The following is a 16550-nucleotide window of genomic DNA, read 5'->3' as shown; positions in this document are numbered from 1 at the left end:
CAGAGGTAACAATGCGCTGGCAAGGTATGGTCGAGTTTGTCGCTGCTGCGCAAGCGGCTTCTTTCACTCAAGCAGCCAAACAACTAGGCACATCCGTGGCGCATATAAGCCGCTCGGTAAGGGCTTTGGAGGAGTACTACAATACTCAGCTGTTTATCCGCAGCACACGTAAAGTGGTGCTAACGCAGCAAGGTGAGCTGTTGTTGCATCATGCTAAAAAGGCGCAAGCAGTACTGGAGCAAGGGGAGTGGGCTCTCAAAGAGCAGCAAGCGCAGCCCAGTGGGCAACTTAAAATTACCGCACCGGTGATGTTTGGTGAGCAATTTATTATGCCCTTGGTGCATCGCTTTATGGCTAAATACCCTAAAGTGAGCGTCAATATGATGCTCAGTAACCAATCTCTAGATTTGATATCAGAACATATCGACTTGGCCATTCGTATCGGTGAACTGGCTGACTCCAACCTCACCGCACGGCGCATTGGTGCCCGCGCTGTGGTGGTTTGTGGCGCACCTTCATACCTTGAGCAGCAGGGAGAGCCTTATGCTTTAAGCGAACTTAATTATCATCATTGCCTAGTTGGTCATTCGGATTATTGGCGTTTTGCTGAGCAACAACGGGTGCGCCATGTGAAAATCAGTAAAACCCGGCTGCGTTGTAATAGCGGTTGGGCACTAGCGGATGCCGCCAAGCAAGGACTAGGATTGGTGCAACTGCCTGATTACTACGTGCGCAGCGATTTACAACAGGGGCGTTTGCATGAGGTACTGCAACCATTTGCGATACGCAAAGAGCCCATTTGGGCCGTCACCCCGGCTAACCTTTATTTGGCGAATGCCACCAAAACCTTGCTAGATTACTTTGCCGATCACCTCAGTGAAACGCTCAAGCCTAATTTTTAAGCCCAGCTCTGTGTAAACACAGGTGATGGGCGCGTTGGGATACCTATTCGCTGGCCCCTGTGTTAGCATCATCGCTTTGCAATTGGACTGTTAACCTGTTGATGTATAAGCCTGTCAGTTTATTTATTGGCCTGCGATATTCGCGACTCTCCAAAGGCAGTGCCTTTGTGTCTTTTGTGTCGTTTTTCTCCATCGCTGGCATCGCCTTAGGGATCACCGCCTTGTTTACGGTTATGTCGGTGATGGATGGCTTTGAAAACAACCTCAAACGCTCAATGTTATCGATGATCCCTCATCTGCAAATCGATATGCAGCAACGCAATGAAGCGCAGCAACAAGCACTGCTGACAAGGTTGCAGCAAATGCCTGAAGTTAAGGCTATCAACCGTTACCATCAAGCGCAGGCGATTGTGCAAAGTGGCGCCGATATCCAAGGTGTATTGCTGCAAGCTCCCTATGAAGCGCTTCCCGAGCATGTCACTGAACATGTTGAAGTAGGCGATAGTAGGCAGGTTTTTGCCCAGCGCTACACCATCGCCATTAGCCGTTACCTTGCTCGTTCTTTACAAGTGGGGCTAGGAGACACGTTGCGCGTGACCATTCCCAGTGTCTCGACCTATACCCCTATGGGGCGTATTCCCGCACAGCGATTGTTTACCATTAACGCCATCTATCGCACCGGATCTGAGCTTGATATGCATACCTTATTTACCTCCGGCGAATCATTACAACGCGTGATGCGCATCCGAGAGCAAGCGCACGCGCCATTAGAAGTGATGCTCAAGGACCCTTTCTTAGTGGATGAGGTGCTACGTAAACTCCCCATCGACCAGCGTGAAGGCATAACCGACTGGCGGCAAAGTCAGGGAAGCCTGTTTTCAGCAGTGGCAATGGAAAAGCGTATTATGAGCCTACTGCTAGGACTGATTATATTGGTGGCAGTGTTTAACATTGTTTCGTCGTTGACCATGATGGTGCGAGAAAAACAAGGTGAAGTCGCTATTTTGCAAACATTAGGGCTTAACTATCGTCAAGTGGCTCGCGTGTTTATGGTTCAGGGTATGTACAACGGTGTAGTGGGTAGCATTATCGGCGCCGTATTGGCACTGTTGGTGGTGAGTAATTTGAATACCCTTTTAACGAGTATAGGAATCCAGCTTCTAGGGCAGCAGGAGCTGCCCGTGGTGGTATCCTCTATTAATTTATTAGCGATTGTTGCCGGAGCAATTTTTATGAGCTTTTTAGCAACGCTATACCCAGCAAAAAAAGCGGCGCAGGTCCGCCCGGCAGAGGTTCTACGATATGAGTAATGCAGTATTACGCTGTGAAAGCCTAATCAAAACATATGCCGATGCAGCAGAAGAGATTACTGTTTTAAAAGGCATCGATTTATCTTTAGAGCGCGGCGAAAGTGTTGCCATTGTTGGCGCCTCTGGGTCTGGAAAAAGCACTTTGCTGCATATTCTTGGCACCTTAGATGTACCAAGTAGCGGCCAATTACGTATTTGTGATACCGATGTTGCGGCGCTTAGCCGTAAGCAACAGGCCCAATTTCGTAACAAGCACCTCGGTTTTATTTATCAGTTTCATCACCTATTAATGGAGTTTACCGCACTTGAAAATGTCGCTATGCCACTGCTTATCGCTGGGGTCAACGCTAAACAAGCCCAGCAAAAGGCAGCAGCTATGCTTGAGCGCGTTGGCCTCTCACACCGCTTGAGCCACAAGCCCGCCAAGCTATCCGGCGGAGAGCGCCAACGAGTTGCTATTGCTCGGGCCATCGTTAACGAGCCTGCCTTAGTCTTGGCCGATGAGCCCACAGGTAATTTAGACAAACATAATGCCCAGCGTATTTATGAACTTATTGCTCAGTTACAACAAGATTTAGGAACCAGCTTTGTGGTGGTAACCCATGATTTGGAGTTAGCAGGGAAGTTGAGTCGCCAGGTGGAACTTGATGAAGGGGTGCTTCATGAATCTGTGGTGGGCAAAGCACAATGAATGCCCTACAGCTAAGCTACCAACTTGCGCGGCGGTTTCGTAAATCTCAGCATCACTCTGGATTTATGGGCTTTATGGCGAAAAGCTCCAGTCTTGGCATTATCCTCGGTGTGGCGGTACTGATATTAGCGCTCTCGGTGGTTAATGGGTTTCAGCAGCAGTTAGTAGAGCGGCTGCTAGCCTTGGTGCCTCATGTAGAGTATGTCGCCGCTGATACCCCTATTGATAACTGGCAAGCGAAACGCCAGCAATTGGCAGAGCAGGATGTGGTAGCCAGCGCCGCGCCTTTTGTTGCTGCCAATGCTATGGCGCAATATCGAGGTGAACTTGCCGCCGCTCAGCTTCGGGGGATTGTGCCTGAGTTTGAGAGCCAAGTATCAATCGCCGATGAGTTTATTGATGGTAAACCTTTAGCACAACTCGCAGGCAATGACCTTATTATCGGCCAGCAGCTAGCAAAACAACTGGCGGTTAATATTGGTGATGATATCACTTTGCTAATGAGTGATGTGACGAATAAAAGCAAAGGACTGTCTGCGCCGATCCGCATACAAGGTCGGGTGGTGGCCATGCTAAACAGCCATGGACCGCTTGATAAGCAGTTGATTTACCTGCCTATGTCTAGGTTGCAATCGGCTTTTTCAATGGCCGACCATCAGGTCACAGGGCTAAGAGTAACACTGCATGATGTCTTTGCCGCGCAAACTCAGGCAATGGCCATAGGCCGTACACTCAGTGATTATGTGTACGTTAATAGCTGGATAAGAACCCAAGGCAGCCTCTATGCGGATATTCAAATGGTTCGCACTATTGTGTATTTAAGCGTCTTTTTGATCATCGCGGTGGCGAGCTTTAACATCGTTTCGTCGCTGTTTATGGAAGTAAAAGAAAAACAAAGCGCCATCGCTATATTGCGCACCATGGGGGCCAGTGACTTTGTGATTATGCATGCATTTTTACTGCAAGGTGTGGTGTCAGCGCTGTTCGCGATTATAGTAGGTATTGTTATCGGCGTACTGTTAGCCATGAACATCACCGAACTTTTTGCTTGGTGGAGTGCCTTTATCGGTGAGAACAAGCTGGCTGGGGTCTACTTTATCGACTTTTTACCTTCGCAAATCCATTGGCAGGATATTGTTGCTATTGCTGTGATTGCCCTTGTGATCACTGTTTTAGCCTCTATATACCCAGCTTGGCAGGCCAGCAAAGTGGACCCAGCTAAAGTACTTGGCAATTAACGGCAAAATCCGTCGTAGCTCTTGCAACACGCAGTGGTAATTCGTAAAGTGAAGCCAGCGTTAACAGATAAAAAAGTAGTAACATGTCAGAACAACAAGAACAGCAAAAAGAACAAGAAATTCGCGAATTCCAACGCCACTGTTTCCAAAGTGCGCAAAAGCACTTAGCAGAGAAGGGCATTATGCCTAAATCGGTTGTCGACAAAGACAGTCGATTCCTCGCCCCTTTGTGTGCAGTGTGGAAATTTGGAGCGCAAAACGGCAAAACCTATTGGGTGATCACAGGGCGCTTGCCTGCTGATCATGTTGAGGTTACAGCAGCCACCAACGCACGTGAAGCAATGCGCTATTTCTCGTTGCAGTGGCAAATGCAAGCTGAGCAGCTACTCAATAGCCAAAACTTAGATAAAACCCAACACGACTTTGCACAACTGCTAATCAAGCGCGCTCACGGCTTGTATGAGCTGTGTGACAAAGACGCGTTATGGGTTAATGAACCATCGTAAAAGGGCTTGAATCACATTGTGCAATAGGGCATTGCAGGCGTTGCCTTGGAATGCCCGCCTCCATAAACACGCACCCACACGGCGAGAAACCCTTGTTCTTAAAGCGCTCGACTTCATCGAGTAAGCAGTTAATGCATATCGACTCTAAACCATTACTGGCCGCGTTGCTCAGTATGAAAGTGAGCATTTGCGAGTAAATGCCTCGGTTCCGATGGGGCGGTAGCACGGCTATTCGGCCAAGTAAGCCATCTTTACATAGCCGCGCAGTGGCAACGGGTTCGCCGTTATCTGCATAGGCAATAAAGTGCAGGGCGGTTGTATCGCGGCCATCAAACTCGATGGCCTTTGGTATATTCAGCTCACACACAAAAACCCTTTCGCGAATTTGCCTTATTGGGTTGTCTTGTGATCCCCAGTCGACTTGGTGGATCTGATAGGACATACACCCTCCTATTCACTGTACCAGTATCCCTCATTGATCAGTGTAGACAAGGTTTGTCGAAAAAGTAAACAATTTAACGCAGGCTCAAGTACAGATGTGCAGATGCTTTGCTGATCACACAAGGCTCGTATAACGCCTAGATGCTCAATTGGAAGGGAAAAGCTGTGCCCCTCGACAAATAATATCACCGCGTTATCGCGAGTAATGTATAGGGCTCGTAAGCCTCCTGCCTTGTATAAATGCGGATAATCGCTCACATAGTCGCAAATAGTATCTGCGCACATGGCGGGTTCAACAGGGAGTAAGTCTTTGTCATGTTTAGGTTGGCTCAACGTTTCGCCAATAAAGCGCAAAAACACCTTATCGTCATCGATTACCTGATGCATTAGCGCACGTAGGGTGTCGAGCTCGTGTGTTTGAAGTTGGCCTAGGCTGCTACGAATTGCCAGTTCTGGGTCGCCATAGCGATGTTGACCTAGGTCGTGATCGATAAGGTGATCGGCAAAGGCACTCATTAAATCAACTTGGTTGGGAGCGCGAAAACCCACCGAGTAGTTCAGTGAGGGGGCCACGGCATAGCCTTCGTGCGGTGCATTCGGGGGAATATAGAGAATATCGCCAGGCTCTAGTTGCACATCAATAACGGCCTCAAAGGGGTCGACTTGTAATAATCCCTTATTAGCACTGAATTGACGTAGGTTCTTATTGACCTCGCCAACGCGCCAATGGCGTTGCCCTTGCCCTTGAATAATGAACACATCATACTGATCTAAATGCGGACCAACACCGCCGCCTGGGGTAGAGTAACTAACCATTAAGTCATCAATACGCCAGTTCGGGATAAATCGAAATGGTTCCAGCAATTGACTTGCTTCAGGATGCCAATGGTCCACCGCCTGCACCAGCAAGGTTGAGTCAGACTCGCCAAGGGCGCTAAAGTCTTCAAAAGGACCATTTAGACATTGCCAACTGCCATCATTGATGACAATCCGTGATTCAATCCCTTCTTCCATAGCAAGCCCGGCAAGCTCTTCGGGTGAAAGTGGATCATTGAAATCAGTAAAGCCCGCTTTTATCAGCAGCGGTTTCTTTTGCCAATAGTGCTGCAAAAACTGTTCTTTAGTCAGCTCATTGATTGTTAAGCTATACATAGTTTCTCCCAATAAAAAAGCGAAAGGGCAGCCCTTTCGCTTTTATGTTATCACTGTCGATGGATTTATAGGTTATCTACAAATTCAACGGCACGGCCAATATAATTTGCCGGTGTTAATTCTTTTAATTGCGCTTTGATTTGCTCAGGTAACGCTAGGGTATCGATAAACTCGGCCATAGCGGCTTGGTCTACACGTTTACCTCGAGTCAGCTCTTTAAGCTTTTCATACGGTTTTTCAATGCCGTATTTACGCATTACGGTTTGAATCGGCTCAGCAAGTAGCTCCCAGTTTTGGTCAAGCTCAGCCAATAGGCGCTCTTCGTTCACTTCTAGCTTGCTTACACCTTTTAACGTCGCTTGGTAGGCAATCAAGGTATAACCCATGCCCACACCTAAGTTACGTAACACCGTTGAGTCGGTGAGGTCACGCTGCCAACGAGAAATTGGTAGTTTTTGCGCTAGGTGGGCGAAAATAGCGTTGGCGATGCCAAGGTTACCTTCGGAGTTTTCAAAATCAATCGGGTTCACTTTATGTGGCATGGTTGATGAGCCAATCTCGCCGGCAACGGTCTTTTGCTTAAAGTGGTTTAGAGCAATATAACCCCACACATCACGGTCAAAGTCGATGATAATGGTGTTGAAGCGGGCAACGGCATCAAACAGCTCGGCAATATAGTCATGCGGTTCGATTTGTGTTGTAAAGGCATTCCAGCTTAGGCCTAGGCTTGTAACAAAACGCTCGGCGTGGCTGTGCCAATCGTAATCAGGGTAAGCACTTAAGTGAGCGTTGTAGTTACCGACTGCGCCATTGATCTTGCCAAGCAATTCAATGCTCGCAACCTGATCACGTTGGCGTTTTAAGCGCATATAAACATTGGCAAACTCTTTACCCATGGTCGAAGGCGAGGCAGGCTGACCGTGAGTACGGGTCATCATCGCCACCGATTTGTACTCAACCGCTTTGGCTTTAATGGCCTCAAGCAGTTGATCCATGTAAGGGAGTAATACGCTATCACGGGCTTCGCGCAGCATTAAACCATGAGATAGGTTGTTAATGTCTTCCGAGGTGCAGGCGAAGTGGATGAACTCGTTGATGGCGTTAAGCTCAGCGTTATCAGCCACTTTTTCTTTTAGTAAATATTCAACGGCTTTAACATCATGGTTGGTGGTGCGCTCGATATCTTTGACACGCTGTGCGTCTTGCTCGTTGAAATTGGCTACAATGCCATCGAGGAGTGCATTGGCTTCGCTAGTTAAAGCCGGAACTTCAGTGATCTGCTCGGCAGCAGCAAGAGCTTGTAACCAACGTACTTCTACCTGTACGCGGTATTTGATCAGGCCGTATTCACTAAAAATGCTACGTAATTCGCTGGTCTTGCTACCGTAGCGCCCATCTACCGGAGAGATCGCGGTTAACGCTGAAAGCTCCATATTAACTCCTAAGTTTTACGTTTGAACGATAATGTCTATGTGTACGCCACCGGAAGCGGCGCTGGGGTTTAAAGTTGTTCTTTGGCCAATGCCAACATCTTGCGCTTGGCAAAAATAAAATGCCGCCGTTTACCGCCTAACTGGCGCCACAACACCGCCGCGCGAATACCGGCTAATAGCAGGGCGCGAATACGGTTTTGGATGCTGCTTTGTTTGAGTAGTTGAGGCTGACCAAATACTTGAATACGTTGCCCTAGGGGGCTTATTACCGTCGCATATGTCTCGGCAAAAGCGGCAATAATGGACTCATCCATTAGCTCTAAATGAGTCAGCTTATTTTTAGTGGTTTGAATTTCACTACCCAACTTATTCAATGCCTCGGGCTTGGAAGCTAAGATGCGCTCGAGCTGAATTAAGCCACCGACATATTTTACAAGTTCGACATTTTTCTCGGTGCCAGCACTTAGCTGCGCCACCAAGGCGCGATAGCCGCTGTATAGCTCGCGACGAGAGCCGTATACATCTTCGACGTTATCCGGGTCGGTAACTACCAGCGAATTGAGCAGGGGTTCGATATCACTTTGCTGGGCTTGGCCATACTTCGCGAGCTTTTGTACTTGAATGGCCACTTGGCACATAGCGGCTAGGGCCATGATCTGATTGGCATTCATATTATTTAATCACCGAGTCGATAATGCCGCCACCTAGGCACACATCTCCGTCATAAAAGACCGCCGATTGACCGGGTGTTACCGCTTTTTGCGGCTCATCAAAAAGCACGCGTGCGACGCCGTCTTCACCAGCGACCACGGTGCAGGGGATATCTTGTTGGCGATAGCGGGTTTTTACCGTAAGTCGGCACGTGCCCTTAGGCCCGATGCGATCAACCCAATGCAGTTGATTGGCGTTTAAGCCATTACTAAATAGCCGTGGATGATTTTTGCCTTGACCAACGATAAGCACGTTGCGCTCAATGTCTTTATCAACCACATACCAAGGCTCACCTGAACCTTCTTTTAAACCGCCTATATGCAAACCCTTACGCTGTCCTAGGGTGTGATACATCAAGCCTTCATGCTCGCCGACAACTTCACCTTCGGTGTCTTCAATGTTACCGGGTTGGGCGGGCAAGTAACGCTGTAAAAAGTCTTTAAATTTGCGCTCGCCGATGAAGCAAATACCGGTGCTGTCTTTTTTATCGTGGGTGACTAGGCCTTGTTGCTCAGCGATAGCACGCACTTGTGGCTTGGGAATATCACCGACCGGGAAGAGGGTTTGCGCGATATGTTCATGACTCAAAGTATACAAAAAGTAGCTTTGGTCTTTATTGTCGTCTTCGCCGCGCAGCATAACAAACTTATCACCGCGTTGCTCACGGCGCACATAGTGACCTGTGGCTATGTAATCGGCGCCTAAAGCTTCTGCAGCAAATTCTAAAAAGGCTTTAAATTTGATTTCTTTATTGCACATGATATCTGGGTTCGGGGTACGTCCTGCCTTGTATTCGGCTAAGAAGTACTCAAACACGTTATCCCAGTATTCGGCAGCGAAGTTGACCGTATGCAGCTCAATTCCCAGCTTTTCACATACCATTTCCGCATCTTTTAAATCTTCGGCGGCGGCACAATATTCGTCATTGTCGTCTTCTTCCCAGTTTTTCATAAACAAGCCTTCCACTTGGTAGCCTTGCTCTTTTAACAGGTATGCTGAGACGGAGGAATCTACACCGCCGGACATGCCGACGATGACTTTTATTTGGCTGTTATCGGTCATAAAAACTGAAAATAACTATCACGTTGCTACTAAGGCGCGGATTATACCACGCTTACATAAGGGCTTGAAGTACTGCTGCGCGCTTAGTCTTGACAATGACGCAGATATTCTAAGGGTAAAATAGGGCGGTTTTGGGCGTCATCAATGCATGTTAACACGATGCTCGAACGCAATGGCTGCTCCTTGATTTGCGCTATGTTCAGCCAGTGGCAGGCAATAATATCGCTATCTTGGGGAGCGGTTTCACTTGCTTCATCGAGCTCAGTAAAAAAGCAAAATCGCAAATAATGGGTGCCATTGCGCGCTTGTAAACTGTAAATACCCACTAGGCCTTGCGGCGCGAGGTTGAGTCCTGTTTCTTCCAATAACTCGCGCTGCGCTGCTGCTATTAAGCTTTCGTTCGCTTCCAAATGGCCGGCTGGCTGATTCAATACACGCTGGCCGGTGCTTTTATCGCGCTCTTCTACCAGTAAATAGCGCTCTGCGCTCTTTACGACTATGGCGACCGTGACATTTGGCTTATGCATAAGGGTGCAGTTCCTGATACTGGCCGGGTTGTAACTCACCCAATTGATACTCACCTATGCTGGCTCTTACCAACCTAAGGGTGGGGTGGCCCACATGGGCGGTCATGCGCCTTACTTGGCGGTTACGCCCTTCACTGATAGCAATTTGCAGCCAGGTAGTGGGCACACTTTTGCGCTCACGAATAGGCGGGTTACGAGGCCAAAGGTGAGGTGGCTCGGCAATCACACTTACCTTGGCAGGGCGGGTCAGACCATCTTTTAATTCGACCCCGGTTCGTAGTGCCTCGAGCGCTTCTTTACTGACTGCGCCTTCGACTTGAACCCAATAGGTTTTAAAGGTGTTTTTTTTCGGATTGGCCAGTTGATGTTGTAACTTACCGCAGTTAGTAAGTAGTAGCAGGCCTTCGGAGTCTCTATCTAGGCGACCAGCGGCATACACATGTTTAATTGGAATAAAATCCGCCAGGGTCTGCCGTTTTTCAGCGTCGGTGAATTGGCTAAGCACATCGAAAGGCTTATTAAACAGCACGACTTTTACTTGCTTTTTCGGCAACGGGGGCTTGCTGGCTTTTTTTGGGCGCGTGCGCGCATGCCCGCTTGCGCTTTTAAATCCACGTGGTTGTTTCATCAATGTTAGTTTTTCCAATAAAAAAGGCACCCATTATGGGTGCCTTCCAATGCATTAATGGCGATTACTTAAGTTTAGCTAGAATCGCGTTAAATGTCTCGCTTGGACGCATCGCGCCGAAGGCAAGTTGTTCATTTGGCTGGTAATAACCACCAATGTCCATGGCTTTACCTTGGGCACCGTTAAGCTCATCCATAATCTTCTGCTCGTTGCTACGCAACTCACCTGCAATTTCTGTGAAACGTGCTTTTAGATCAGCATCGTCATCTTGAGCTGCAAGCGCTTCGGCCCAGAACAGCGTTAGGTAGAAGTGGCTACCACGGTTATCGATTTCACCCACTTTACGAGACGGTGATTTGTTTTCATCTAAGAACTTCGCTGTTGCTGCATCTAACGTATCGGCGAGCACTTGCGCCTTGGCATTGTCAAAGCGACCGCTTAGGTGCTCGTATGATGCTGCCAGCGCAAGGAATTCACCTAAAGAATCCCAACGTAAGTGGTTTTCTTTTTGGAATTGCTGCACGTGCTTAGGTGCACTACCGCCGGCGCCAGTTTCAAACAGACCGCCGCCATTCATTAATGGAACGATAGACAGCATTTTAGCACTGGTTCCCAACTCTAGAATCGGGAATAGGTCAGTTAGGTAGTCACGCAATACGTTACCAGTAACGGAAATGGTGTCTTTACCGTCTTTGATACGTTCTAATGAGAACTGCGTTGCCGCGACTGGGTCCATGATACGAATATCTAGGCCGTCAGTATCGTGCTGAGGTAAATAGTTGTTCACCTTTTTGATTAGCTCGGCGTCATGGGCGCGGTTTTCATTCAACCAGAATACCGCAGGGGTGTTCGACGCGCGTGAACGGTTCACTGCTAATTTGACCCAGTCTTGGATAGGCGCGTCTTTAACCTGACACATACGCCAAATGTCACCGGCTTCAACATCGTGCTCGATTAAGGTGTGACCGTTCGCATCGACAACGCGTACTTTACCGGCTGATTTGATCTCAAACGTTTTGTCGTGTGAGCCATACTCTTCCGCTTTTTGCGCCATCAAGCCGACGTTAGGCACGCTGCCCATGGTGCTTGGGTCAAATGCGCCGTGCTTTTTACAAAACTCAACGGTTGCATCGTATACGCCAGAGTAGCTGCGATCTGGGATAACAAACGCGGCATCTTGCAACTGGCCATCGGCGTTCCACATTTGCCCTGATGAACGAATAGCGGCTGGCATTGACGCGTCAATGATCACATCGCTAGGTACATGTAAGTTGGTGATACCTCGGTCTGAGTCAACCATGGCTACGCGTGGGCGCTTGTCATACACGGCCATAATGTCCGCTTCAATTTCTTTGCGCTTGGCTTCATCAAGGTTTTCGATACGTGCATACACATCGCCAATACCGTTTTTGACGTCTACGCCTAACTCATTGAAGAGCTCACCGTGCTTGTCGAAAACGTCTTTGTAGAACACCTTGACCGCGTGGCCGAAGATAATTGGGTCAGACACTTTCATCATAGTGGCTTTCATGTGCAGCGAGAACAACACGCCTTGCTCTTTCGCAGCATCAATTTGCTCGCCAATAAAGGCCTGTAACTTTGCTGCGCTCATGCGTGAGCCATCAATAATTTCGCCATCAAGTAATTTTACTTCTGGCTTCAATACGGTGGTGTTACCTGCATCGTCGACATGCTCAATACGCACGCTAGTGGCTTTATCAACGGTTACTGACTGCTCAGAGCCGAAGAAATCGCCGTCTTGCATTGACGCGACACGTGACTGTGAATCTTTGCTCCATGCGCCCATTGAATGTGGGTTTTTGCGAGCGTACGCTTTTACTGAAGAAGGCGCACGACGATCTGAGTTACCTTCACGTAATACAGGGTTTACCGCACTGCCTTTTACTTTGTCATAACGTGCTTTAACGTCTTGTTCTTGCTCGTTCTTTGGCTCATCTGGGTAATCTGGAAGGGCATAACCCTGCGCTTGTAACTCTTTAATAGCCGCTTTCAGCTGTGGAATTGAGGCACTGATGTTAGGCAGTTTGATAATGTTTGCTTCAGGTGTTTTTGCCAACTCACCTAATTCGGCAAGTGCATCGCCAATGCGCTGATCTTCGTTTAGGAAATCGGGGAATAGCGCAATGATGCGCCCGGCTAGCGAGATATCACGGGTTTCTACCTCAACGCCCGCAGCTTTGGAATAGGCTTCAATAACAGGTAGGAGTGAGTAGGTAGCCAGGGCTGGCGCCTCATCAGTTTTTGTATAAATGATTTTCGAGGTCATTTTGTGTCCTAATTTATCGTTGTATCGTATCGACCGCTTTTAAAGTCTAGTTTAGCGCGGCCAACTCGTGCTGTTACTGTATGGCAGTGTAACAAGCTAAACAGAAAAGCTCCATTCACCTAGACGTTAGGGCGATTAGAAAAAATTCAAGTAATGTTTACACAAATGAACGGATTTTACGGTAAATAAAGATGAGGGAGGGGTCAGGGGGAAAATCAAAGCGAGCCGAAATACTGCAAAGCCCGCTCTTCGATGTACTGTTTGATGTCTGCGTACGCTTCAAAAGCACTTAGGTCTTTCCGCATTAAAGCGGTTCAGAGCCATCAGTTGGTGCAATATTGGTTGCGTGCAGGCCTTTAGGCCCTTGTTGCAGTTCAAACGTAACATCTTGGCCAGCTTTCAGTGTTTTATATCCGTCCATCTGAATAGTGGAATAGTGGGCAAAGATATCTTCTTCGCTACCATCTTCCTGGATAAAACCGAACCCTTTGGCGTTGTTGAACCATTTGACTTTTCCACAAGCCATACTTCTACATCCTTCTATAAGTTGACTAATTTAGTTAATCTAAACCTGATAGTTTGTTAGACTGGCGAATGAATAGCCAGTCCACGTTTGACTGTAGTTTATTTGGTCATTCAGTCAAGTTTTTTGTGCATTTTTTTAACAGTTTATTTATTTTTGATTTCAGGTTTGCTTGAGATCTAGAGACAAGACTATATTTAGATATGAGTGGAATGAAAGATTCAGGTGTTGTAGAGCGTAGTCGTGACGAGCAAAAGCAAAAGCTGCAGCCACCGCGTAAGTTTAAGGTAATCTTAAATAACGACGACTACACGCCCATGGACTTCGTTATTGAAGTATTAGTAACGTTTTTCAATATGGATAGCGAAAGAGCAACAGACGTGATGCTCAAGGTCCATCACGAGGGTAAAGCGGTTTGCGGTATCTACCCTGCAGATATTGCCCATACCAAAACAGAGCAGGTTAACCGCTACGCCCGTGACCATGAGCATCCACTGCTTTGCAGTTGTGAGCAGGAATAAAAGTTTGAAAGTTTTGGGGGTTGCCAATGCTAAATAAAGATCTAGAGATTACCTTGAACAATGCGTTCAAAGAAGCCCGCACACGCCGCCATGAGTTTATGACTGTGGAGCATTTGCTGCTGGCATTACTAGATAATCCATCCGCGAATGAAGCCCTCATTGCCTGCGGTGTTGACTTGAGTTTGTTGCGTAACGAATTATCTGAGTTTATTGATGAAACAACGCCGGTCATCTCAGATCTTGAACAAGAACGGGAAACCCAGCCAACACTTGGTTTTCAGCGCGTTTTACAGCGTGCCGTGTTTCATGTGCAGTCGTCCGGGAAAAGTGAAGTCACAGGCGTAAACGTGCTGGTTGCTATTTTCTCTGAGCAAGAGAGCCAGGCCGTTTACCTATTGAAGAAAAACGACGTTAATCGCCTCGATGTAGTGAACTTTATCTCCCACGGCATTTCGCGCATGGACGATGAGGGGGAAGAACTCGGTGATCATGAAGAAATTCACGAAGAGATGGGTGGTGAAGCGTCGGAAGAGCAAAATATTCTCGACAAATACACCACTAACCTCAACGTGCAGGCAGAAAAAGGGCAGGTAGACCCGCTGATCGGTCGCGATCAAGAAGTGGAGCGTACCGTTCAAGTGTTGTGTCGGCGCAAAAAGAATAACCCGTTGTTGGTCGGCGAAGCTGGCGTGGGTAAAACAGCCATAGCCGAGGGGTTGGCATATCGTATTATTCACAATGAAGTCCCTGAAGTTATCGCCGATGGCGTGGTTTATTCCCTTGATATGGGTGCCTTGCTTGCTGGTACTAAGTACCGGGGGGATTTTGAAAAACGTTTAAAGAGTTTGCTTAAACAGCTTCAAAAAGAACCTGGGGCCATTCTCTTTATTGATGAAATACACACCATTATTGGTGCCGGCGCAGCATCGGGCGGCGTCATGGACGCTTCGAATTTAATTAAGCCATTGCTTTCAAGTGGCGAGCTTCGCTGCATGGGGTCGACGACCTATAACGAGTTTAAGAACATTTTTGAAAAAGACCGCGCTTTAGTGCGTCGTTTCCAGAAAATAGATGTGAGCGAGCCAAGCGTTGAAGACACTGCAAAGATTCTTAATGGTTTGAAAGAACGTTATGAAGAGCACCACGGCATACGCTACACGCAAAAGGCACTGCGTGCGGCAGCTGAGCTAAGTGCAAAATATATTAATGAGCGTCATTTGCCTGATAAAGCCATTGATGTCATTGATGAAGCGGGTGCAAATCAACGCTTGCAGCCTGTATCTAAGCGCAAGAAAACCATTAATGTTGCCGATATCGAGCAAATTATCGCTAAGATAGCGCGCATTCCGCAGCAAAGTGTGTCTTCAAGCGACAAAGAAGTGCTTAAAAATCTCGACCGCAACCTCAAAATGTTGGTGTTCGGTCAGGATCAGTCAATTGAGGCTTTATCTTCGGCGATACGCTTGTCGCGCTCGGGCCTTGCCAATGAAGATAAGCCGGTGGGCTCATTCTTATTTGCCGGTCCAACGGGCGTGGGTAAAACAGAAGTGACTAAACAGTTGGCCACGTGTTTAGGTATTGAATTTATCCGCTTTGATATGTCTGAGTACATGGAGCGCCATGCCGTAAGTCGCTTGATAGGCGCACCGCCTGGGTATGTTGGTTACGAGCAAGGAGGGCTATTGACTGATGCAGTGATCAAGCAGCCGCATGCCGTTGTGCTACTCGATGAAATCGAAAAAGCACATAGCGATATTTACAATATCCTGTTGCAGGTTATGGATCACGGCACACTAACCGATAACAACGGCCGTAAGGCGGACTTCCGTAATGTTATTTTAGTGATGACCACCAATGCGGGTGTGCAAGAAACGGTGAAAAATTCCATTGGTTTTGCCACGCAAGACTCATCGCATGATGCGTTAGCGGAAATCAACAAGGTGTTTACGCCAGAGTTTAGAAACCGTTTGGATAATATCATTTGGTTCAACCACCTTGATACCGAGGTGATCTTGCAAGTGGTTGATAAATTCTTGGTAGAGCTGCAAGCACAGCTTGATAAGAAATCAGTCAACCTTGAACTGACCGACGAAGCACGCACTTGGTTGGCACATAAAGGCTATGACAAAGCTATGGGTGCACGGCCAATGGCGCGAGTGATACAGGAGCAAGTTAAGAAACCATTGGCTAACGAAATTTTATTTGGTCAGCTCGTTGATGGCGGTGATGTGAAAGTGGATGTCAAAAACGATAAGCTGGAATTTAACTATTCTGAAGAGCTTAGCCCCGCCTAATGTGCTTAGCACTTAGCAAAAAGCCCAGCACTTGCTGGGCTTTTTGCTAAACTGGCTTCGCTGGCAAATTAGCGCGCGCGGAAAACGATGCGGCCTTTGCTTAAGTCGTAAGGCGTAAGTTCCACAGTTACTTTATCACCAGTCAAAATACGAATGTAGTTTTTACGCATTTTACCGGAAATATGCGCCACAACTACGTGGCCGTTTTCTAGTTCTACACGGAACATAGTATTAGGTAGGGTATCAAGTACCGTCCCTTGCATTTCAATTACGTCTTCTTTCGCCATATCTAGCGTAACACCTCTGTGATAGTTAAACGCATGC

17 protein-coding genes are annotated in these 16550 nt (G+C 47.6%); 7 read left to right on the top strand and 10 right to left on the bottom strand.

Going from position 1 to position 16550, the window contains the following annotated elements; genetic code table 11:
• Positions 1-11: 11 nt before the first annotated feature.
• The 5 genes from MHM89_RS02625 to MHM89_RS02605 all read left to right on the top strand — a co-directional run bounded on the left by MHM89_RS02625 (position 12) and on the right by MHM89_RS02605 (position 4647).
• The gene (locus tag MHM89_RS02625; protein WP_239408005.1) at positions 12-902 is read left to right on the top strand and encodes a LysR substrate-binding domain-containing protein; all 891 of its coding nucleotides are present in this window, start codon (positions 12-14) and stop codon (positions 900-902) included.
• Between the two features lie 101 nt (positions 903-1003).
• Entirely contained in the window at positions 1004-2212 is a 1209-nt protein-coding gene (locus MHM89_RS02620; protein WP_239408004.1) for a lipoprotein-releasing ABC transporter permease subunit, read from the top strand.
• The gene (gene lolD, locus MHM89_RS02615) at positions 2205-2903 is read left to right on the top strand and encodes a lipoprotein-releasing ABC transporter ATP-binding protein LolD (RefSeq protein WP_235419050.1); all 699 of its coding nucleotides are present in this window, start codon (positions 2205-2207) and stop codon (positions 2901-2903) included. Before MHM89_RS02620 ends, lolD begins: the two co-directional genes overlap by 8 nt.
• On the top strand, positions 2900-4141 hold the full coding sequence (locus tag MHM89_RS02610; protein ID WP_239408003.1) for a lipoprotein-releasing ABC transporter permease subunit: 1242 nt from the start codon (positions 2900-2902) through the stop codon (positions 4139-4141). Before lolD ends, MHM89_RS02610 begins: the two co-directional genes overlap by 4 nt.
• Before the next feature lie 83 nt (positions 4142-4224).
• On the top strand, positions 4225-4647 hold the full coding sequence (locus MHM89_RS02605; protein ID WP_239408002.1) for a DUF4826 family protein: 423 nt from the start codon (positions 4225-4227) through the stop codon (positions 4645-4647).
• Here the strand turns inward: MHM89_RS02605 and MHM89_RS02600 are convergent.
• The 9 genes from MHM89_RS02600 to cspD all read right to left on the bottom strand — a co-directional run bounded on the left by MHM89_RS02600 (position 4631) and on the right by cspD (position 13414).
• Positions 4631-5089 carry a GNAT family N-acetyltransferase gene (locus MHM89_RS02600; protein WP_022944160.1) on the bottom strand — a complete coding sequence of 153 codons (459 nt, stop codon included), beginning with the start codon at positions 5087-5089 and terminating at the stop codon, positions 4631-4633. The genes MHM89_RS02605 and MHM89_RS02600 overlap by 17 nt on opposite strands.
• An 8-nt stretch (positions 5090-5097) precedes the next feature.
• Positions 5098-6240: a cupin domain-containing protein gene (locus MHM89_RS02595; RefSeq protein WP_239408001.1), complete on the bottom strand. Its 1143-nt coding sequence runs from the start codon at positions 6238-6240 to the stop codon at positions 5098-5100.
• 65 nt (positions 6241-6305) lie between these two features.
• Positions 6306-7673, bottom strand: coding sequence for an adenylosuccinate lyase (purB, locus tag MHM89_RS02590; RefSeq protein WP_239408000.1), 1368 nt, complete (start codon positions 7671-7673; stop codon positions 6306-6308).
• A gap of 68 nt (positions 7674-7741) precedes the next feature.
• A complete protein-coding gene (gene hflD / locus MHM89_RS02585; protein WP_045978760.1) occupies positions 7742-8344 on the bottom strand; it encodes a high frequency lysogenization protein HflD in 603 nt (200 codons plus the stop codon).
• A gap of 1 nt (position 8345) precedes the next feature.
• The gene (gene mnmA / locus MHM89_RS02580) at positions 8346-9446 is read right to left on the bottom strand and encodes a tRNA 2-thiouridine(34) synthase MnmA (RefSeq protein WP_022944164.1); all 1101 of its coding nucleotides are present in this window, start codon (positions 9444-9446) and stop codon (positions 8346-8348) included.
• Between the two features lie 83 nt (positions 9447-9529).
• Complete coding sequence (locus MHM89_RS02575) at positions 9530-9973, bottom strand: NUDIX hydrolase (RefSeq protein ID WP_138547247.1); 444 nt, start codon at positions 9971-9973, stop codon at positions 9530-9532.
• Positions 9966-10601 carry a pseudouridine synthase gene (locus MHM89_RS02570; RefSeq protein ID WP_239407999.1) on the bottom strand — a complete coding sequence of 212 codons (636 nt, stop codon included), beginning with the start codon at positions 10599-10601 and terminating at the stop codon, positions 9966-9968. Before MHM89_RS02570 ends, MHM89_RS02575 begins: the two co-directional genes overlap by 8 nt.
• A 64-nt stretch (positions 10602-10665) precedes the next feature.
• On the bottom strand, positions 10666-12888 hold the full coding sequence (locus MHM89_RS02565; RefSeq protein ID WP_239407998.1) for an NADP-dependent isocitrate dehydrogenase: 2223 nt from the start codon (positions 12886-12888) through the stop codon (positions 10666-10668).
• A gap of 304 nt (positions 12889-13192) precedes the next feature.
• Complete coding sequence (gene cspD / locus MHM89_RS02560) at positions 13193-13414, bottom strand: cold shock domain-containing protein CspD (protein WP_022944168.1); 222 nt, start codon at positions 13412-13414, stop codon at positions 13193-13195.
• A gap of 200 nt (positions 13415-13614) precedes the next feature.
• Here cspD and clpS point away from each other — a divergent pair, with 200 nt between their 5' ends.
• Positions 13615-13932 (top strand): ATP-dependent Clp protease adapter ClpS, encoded by a 318-nt coding sequence (clpS, locus tag MHM89_RS02555; RefSeq protein ID WP_053911292.1) that lies wholly within the window; start codon positions 13615-13617, stop codon positions 13930-13932.
• 26 nt (positions 13933-13958) lie between these two features.
• Entirely contained in the window at positions 13959-16226 is a 2268-nt protein-coding gene (gene clpA / locus MHM89_RS02550; protein ID WP_045978764.1) for an ATP-dependent Clp protease ATP-binding subunit ClpA, read from the top strand.
• 68 nt (positions 16227-16294) lie between these two features.
• On the opposite strand, the gene infA is transcribed toward clpA, so the two are convergent.
• Positions 16295-16513: a translation initiation factor IF-1 gene (gene infA, locus MHM89_RS02545; protein WP_010560183.1), complete on the bottom strand. Its 219-nt coding sequence runs from the start codon at positions 16511-16513 to the stop codon at positions 16295-16297.
• Between the last annotated feature and the right edge of the window lie 37 nt (positions 16514-16550).

It is taken from the genome of Pseudoalteromonas sp. CNC9-20 (genome assembly GCF_022347875.1).
Lineage (GTDB): Bacteria > Pseudomonadota > Gammaproteobacteria > Enterobacterales > Alteromonadaceae > Pseudoalteromonas > Pseudoalteromonas ruthenica.
This window is presented reverse-complemented; position numbering and strand designations above follow the sequence as displayed.

Excerpts from the sequence above, each read along its gene's own strand:
- MHM89_RS02625 (WP_239408005.1), top strand. The coding sequence starts at position 12 with ATGCGCTGGCAAGGTATGGTCGAGTTTGTCGCTGCTGCGCAAGCGGCT.
- MHM89_RS02620 (WP_239408004.1), top strand. The coding sequence starts at position 1,004 with ATGTATAAGCCTGTCAGTTTATTTATTGGCCTGCGATATTCGCGACTC.
- lolD (WP_235419050.1), top strand. The coding sequence starts at position 2,205 with ATGAGTAATGCAGTATTACGCTGTGAAAGCCTAATCAAAACATATGCC.
- MHM89_RS02610 (WP_239408003.1), top strand. The coding sequence starts at position 2,900 with ATGAATGCCCTACAGCTAAGCTACCAACTTGCGCGGCGGTTTCGTAAA.
- MHM89_RS02605 (WP_239408002.1), top strand. The coding sequence starts at position 4,225 with ATGTCAGAACAACAAGAACAGCAAAAAGAACAAGAAATTCGCGAATTC.
- MHM89_RS02600 (WP_022944160.1), bottom strand. The coding sequence starts at position 5,089 with ATGTCCTATCAGATCCACCAAGTCGACTGGGGATCACAAGACAACCCA.
- MHM89_RS02595 (WP_239408001.1), bottom strand. The coding sequence starts at position 6,240 with ATGTATAGCTTAACAATCAATGAGCTGACTAAAGAACAGTTTTTGCAG.
- purB (WP_239408000.1), bottom strand. The coding sequence starts at position 7,673 with ATGGAGCTTTCAGCGTTAACCGCGATCTCTCCGGTAGATGGGCGCTAC.
- hflD (WP_045978760.1), bottom strand. The coding sequence starts at position 8,344 with ATGAATGCCAATCAGATCATGGCCCTAGCCGCTATGTGCCAAGTGGCC.
- mnmA (WP_022944164.1), bottom strand. The coding sequence starts at position 9,446 with ATGACCGATAACAGCCAAATAAAAGTCATCGTCGGCATGTCCGGCGGT.
- MHM89_RS02575 (WP_138547247.1), bottom strand. The coding sequence starts at position 9,973 with ATGCATAAGCCAAATGTCACGGTCGCCATAGTCGTAAAGAGCGCAGAG.
- MHM89_RS02570 (WP_239407999.1), bottom strand. The coding sequence starts at position 10,601 with ATGAAACAACCACGTGGATTTAAAAGCGCAAGCGGGCATGCGCGCACG.
- MHM89_RS02565 (WP_239407998.1), bottom strand. The coding sequence starts at position 12,888 with ATGACCTCGAAAATCATTTATACAAAAACTGATGAGGCGCCAGCCCTG.
- cspD (WP_022944168.1), bottom strand. The coding sequence starts at position 13,414 with ATGGCTTGTGGAAAAGTCAAATGGTTCAACAACGCCAAAGGGTTCGGT.
- clpS (WP_053911292.1), top strand. The coding sequence starts at position 13,615 with ATGAGTGGAATGAAAGATTCAGGTGTTGTAGAGCGTAGTCGTGACGAG.
- clpA (WP_045978764.1), top strand. The coding sequence starts at position 13,959 with ATGCTAAATAAAGATCTAGAGATTACCTTGAACAATGCGTTCAAAGAA.
- infA (WP_010560183.1), bottom strand. The coding sequence starts at position 16,513 with ATGGCGAAAGAAGACGTAATTGAAATGCAAGGGACGGTACTTGATACC.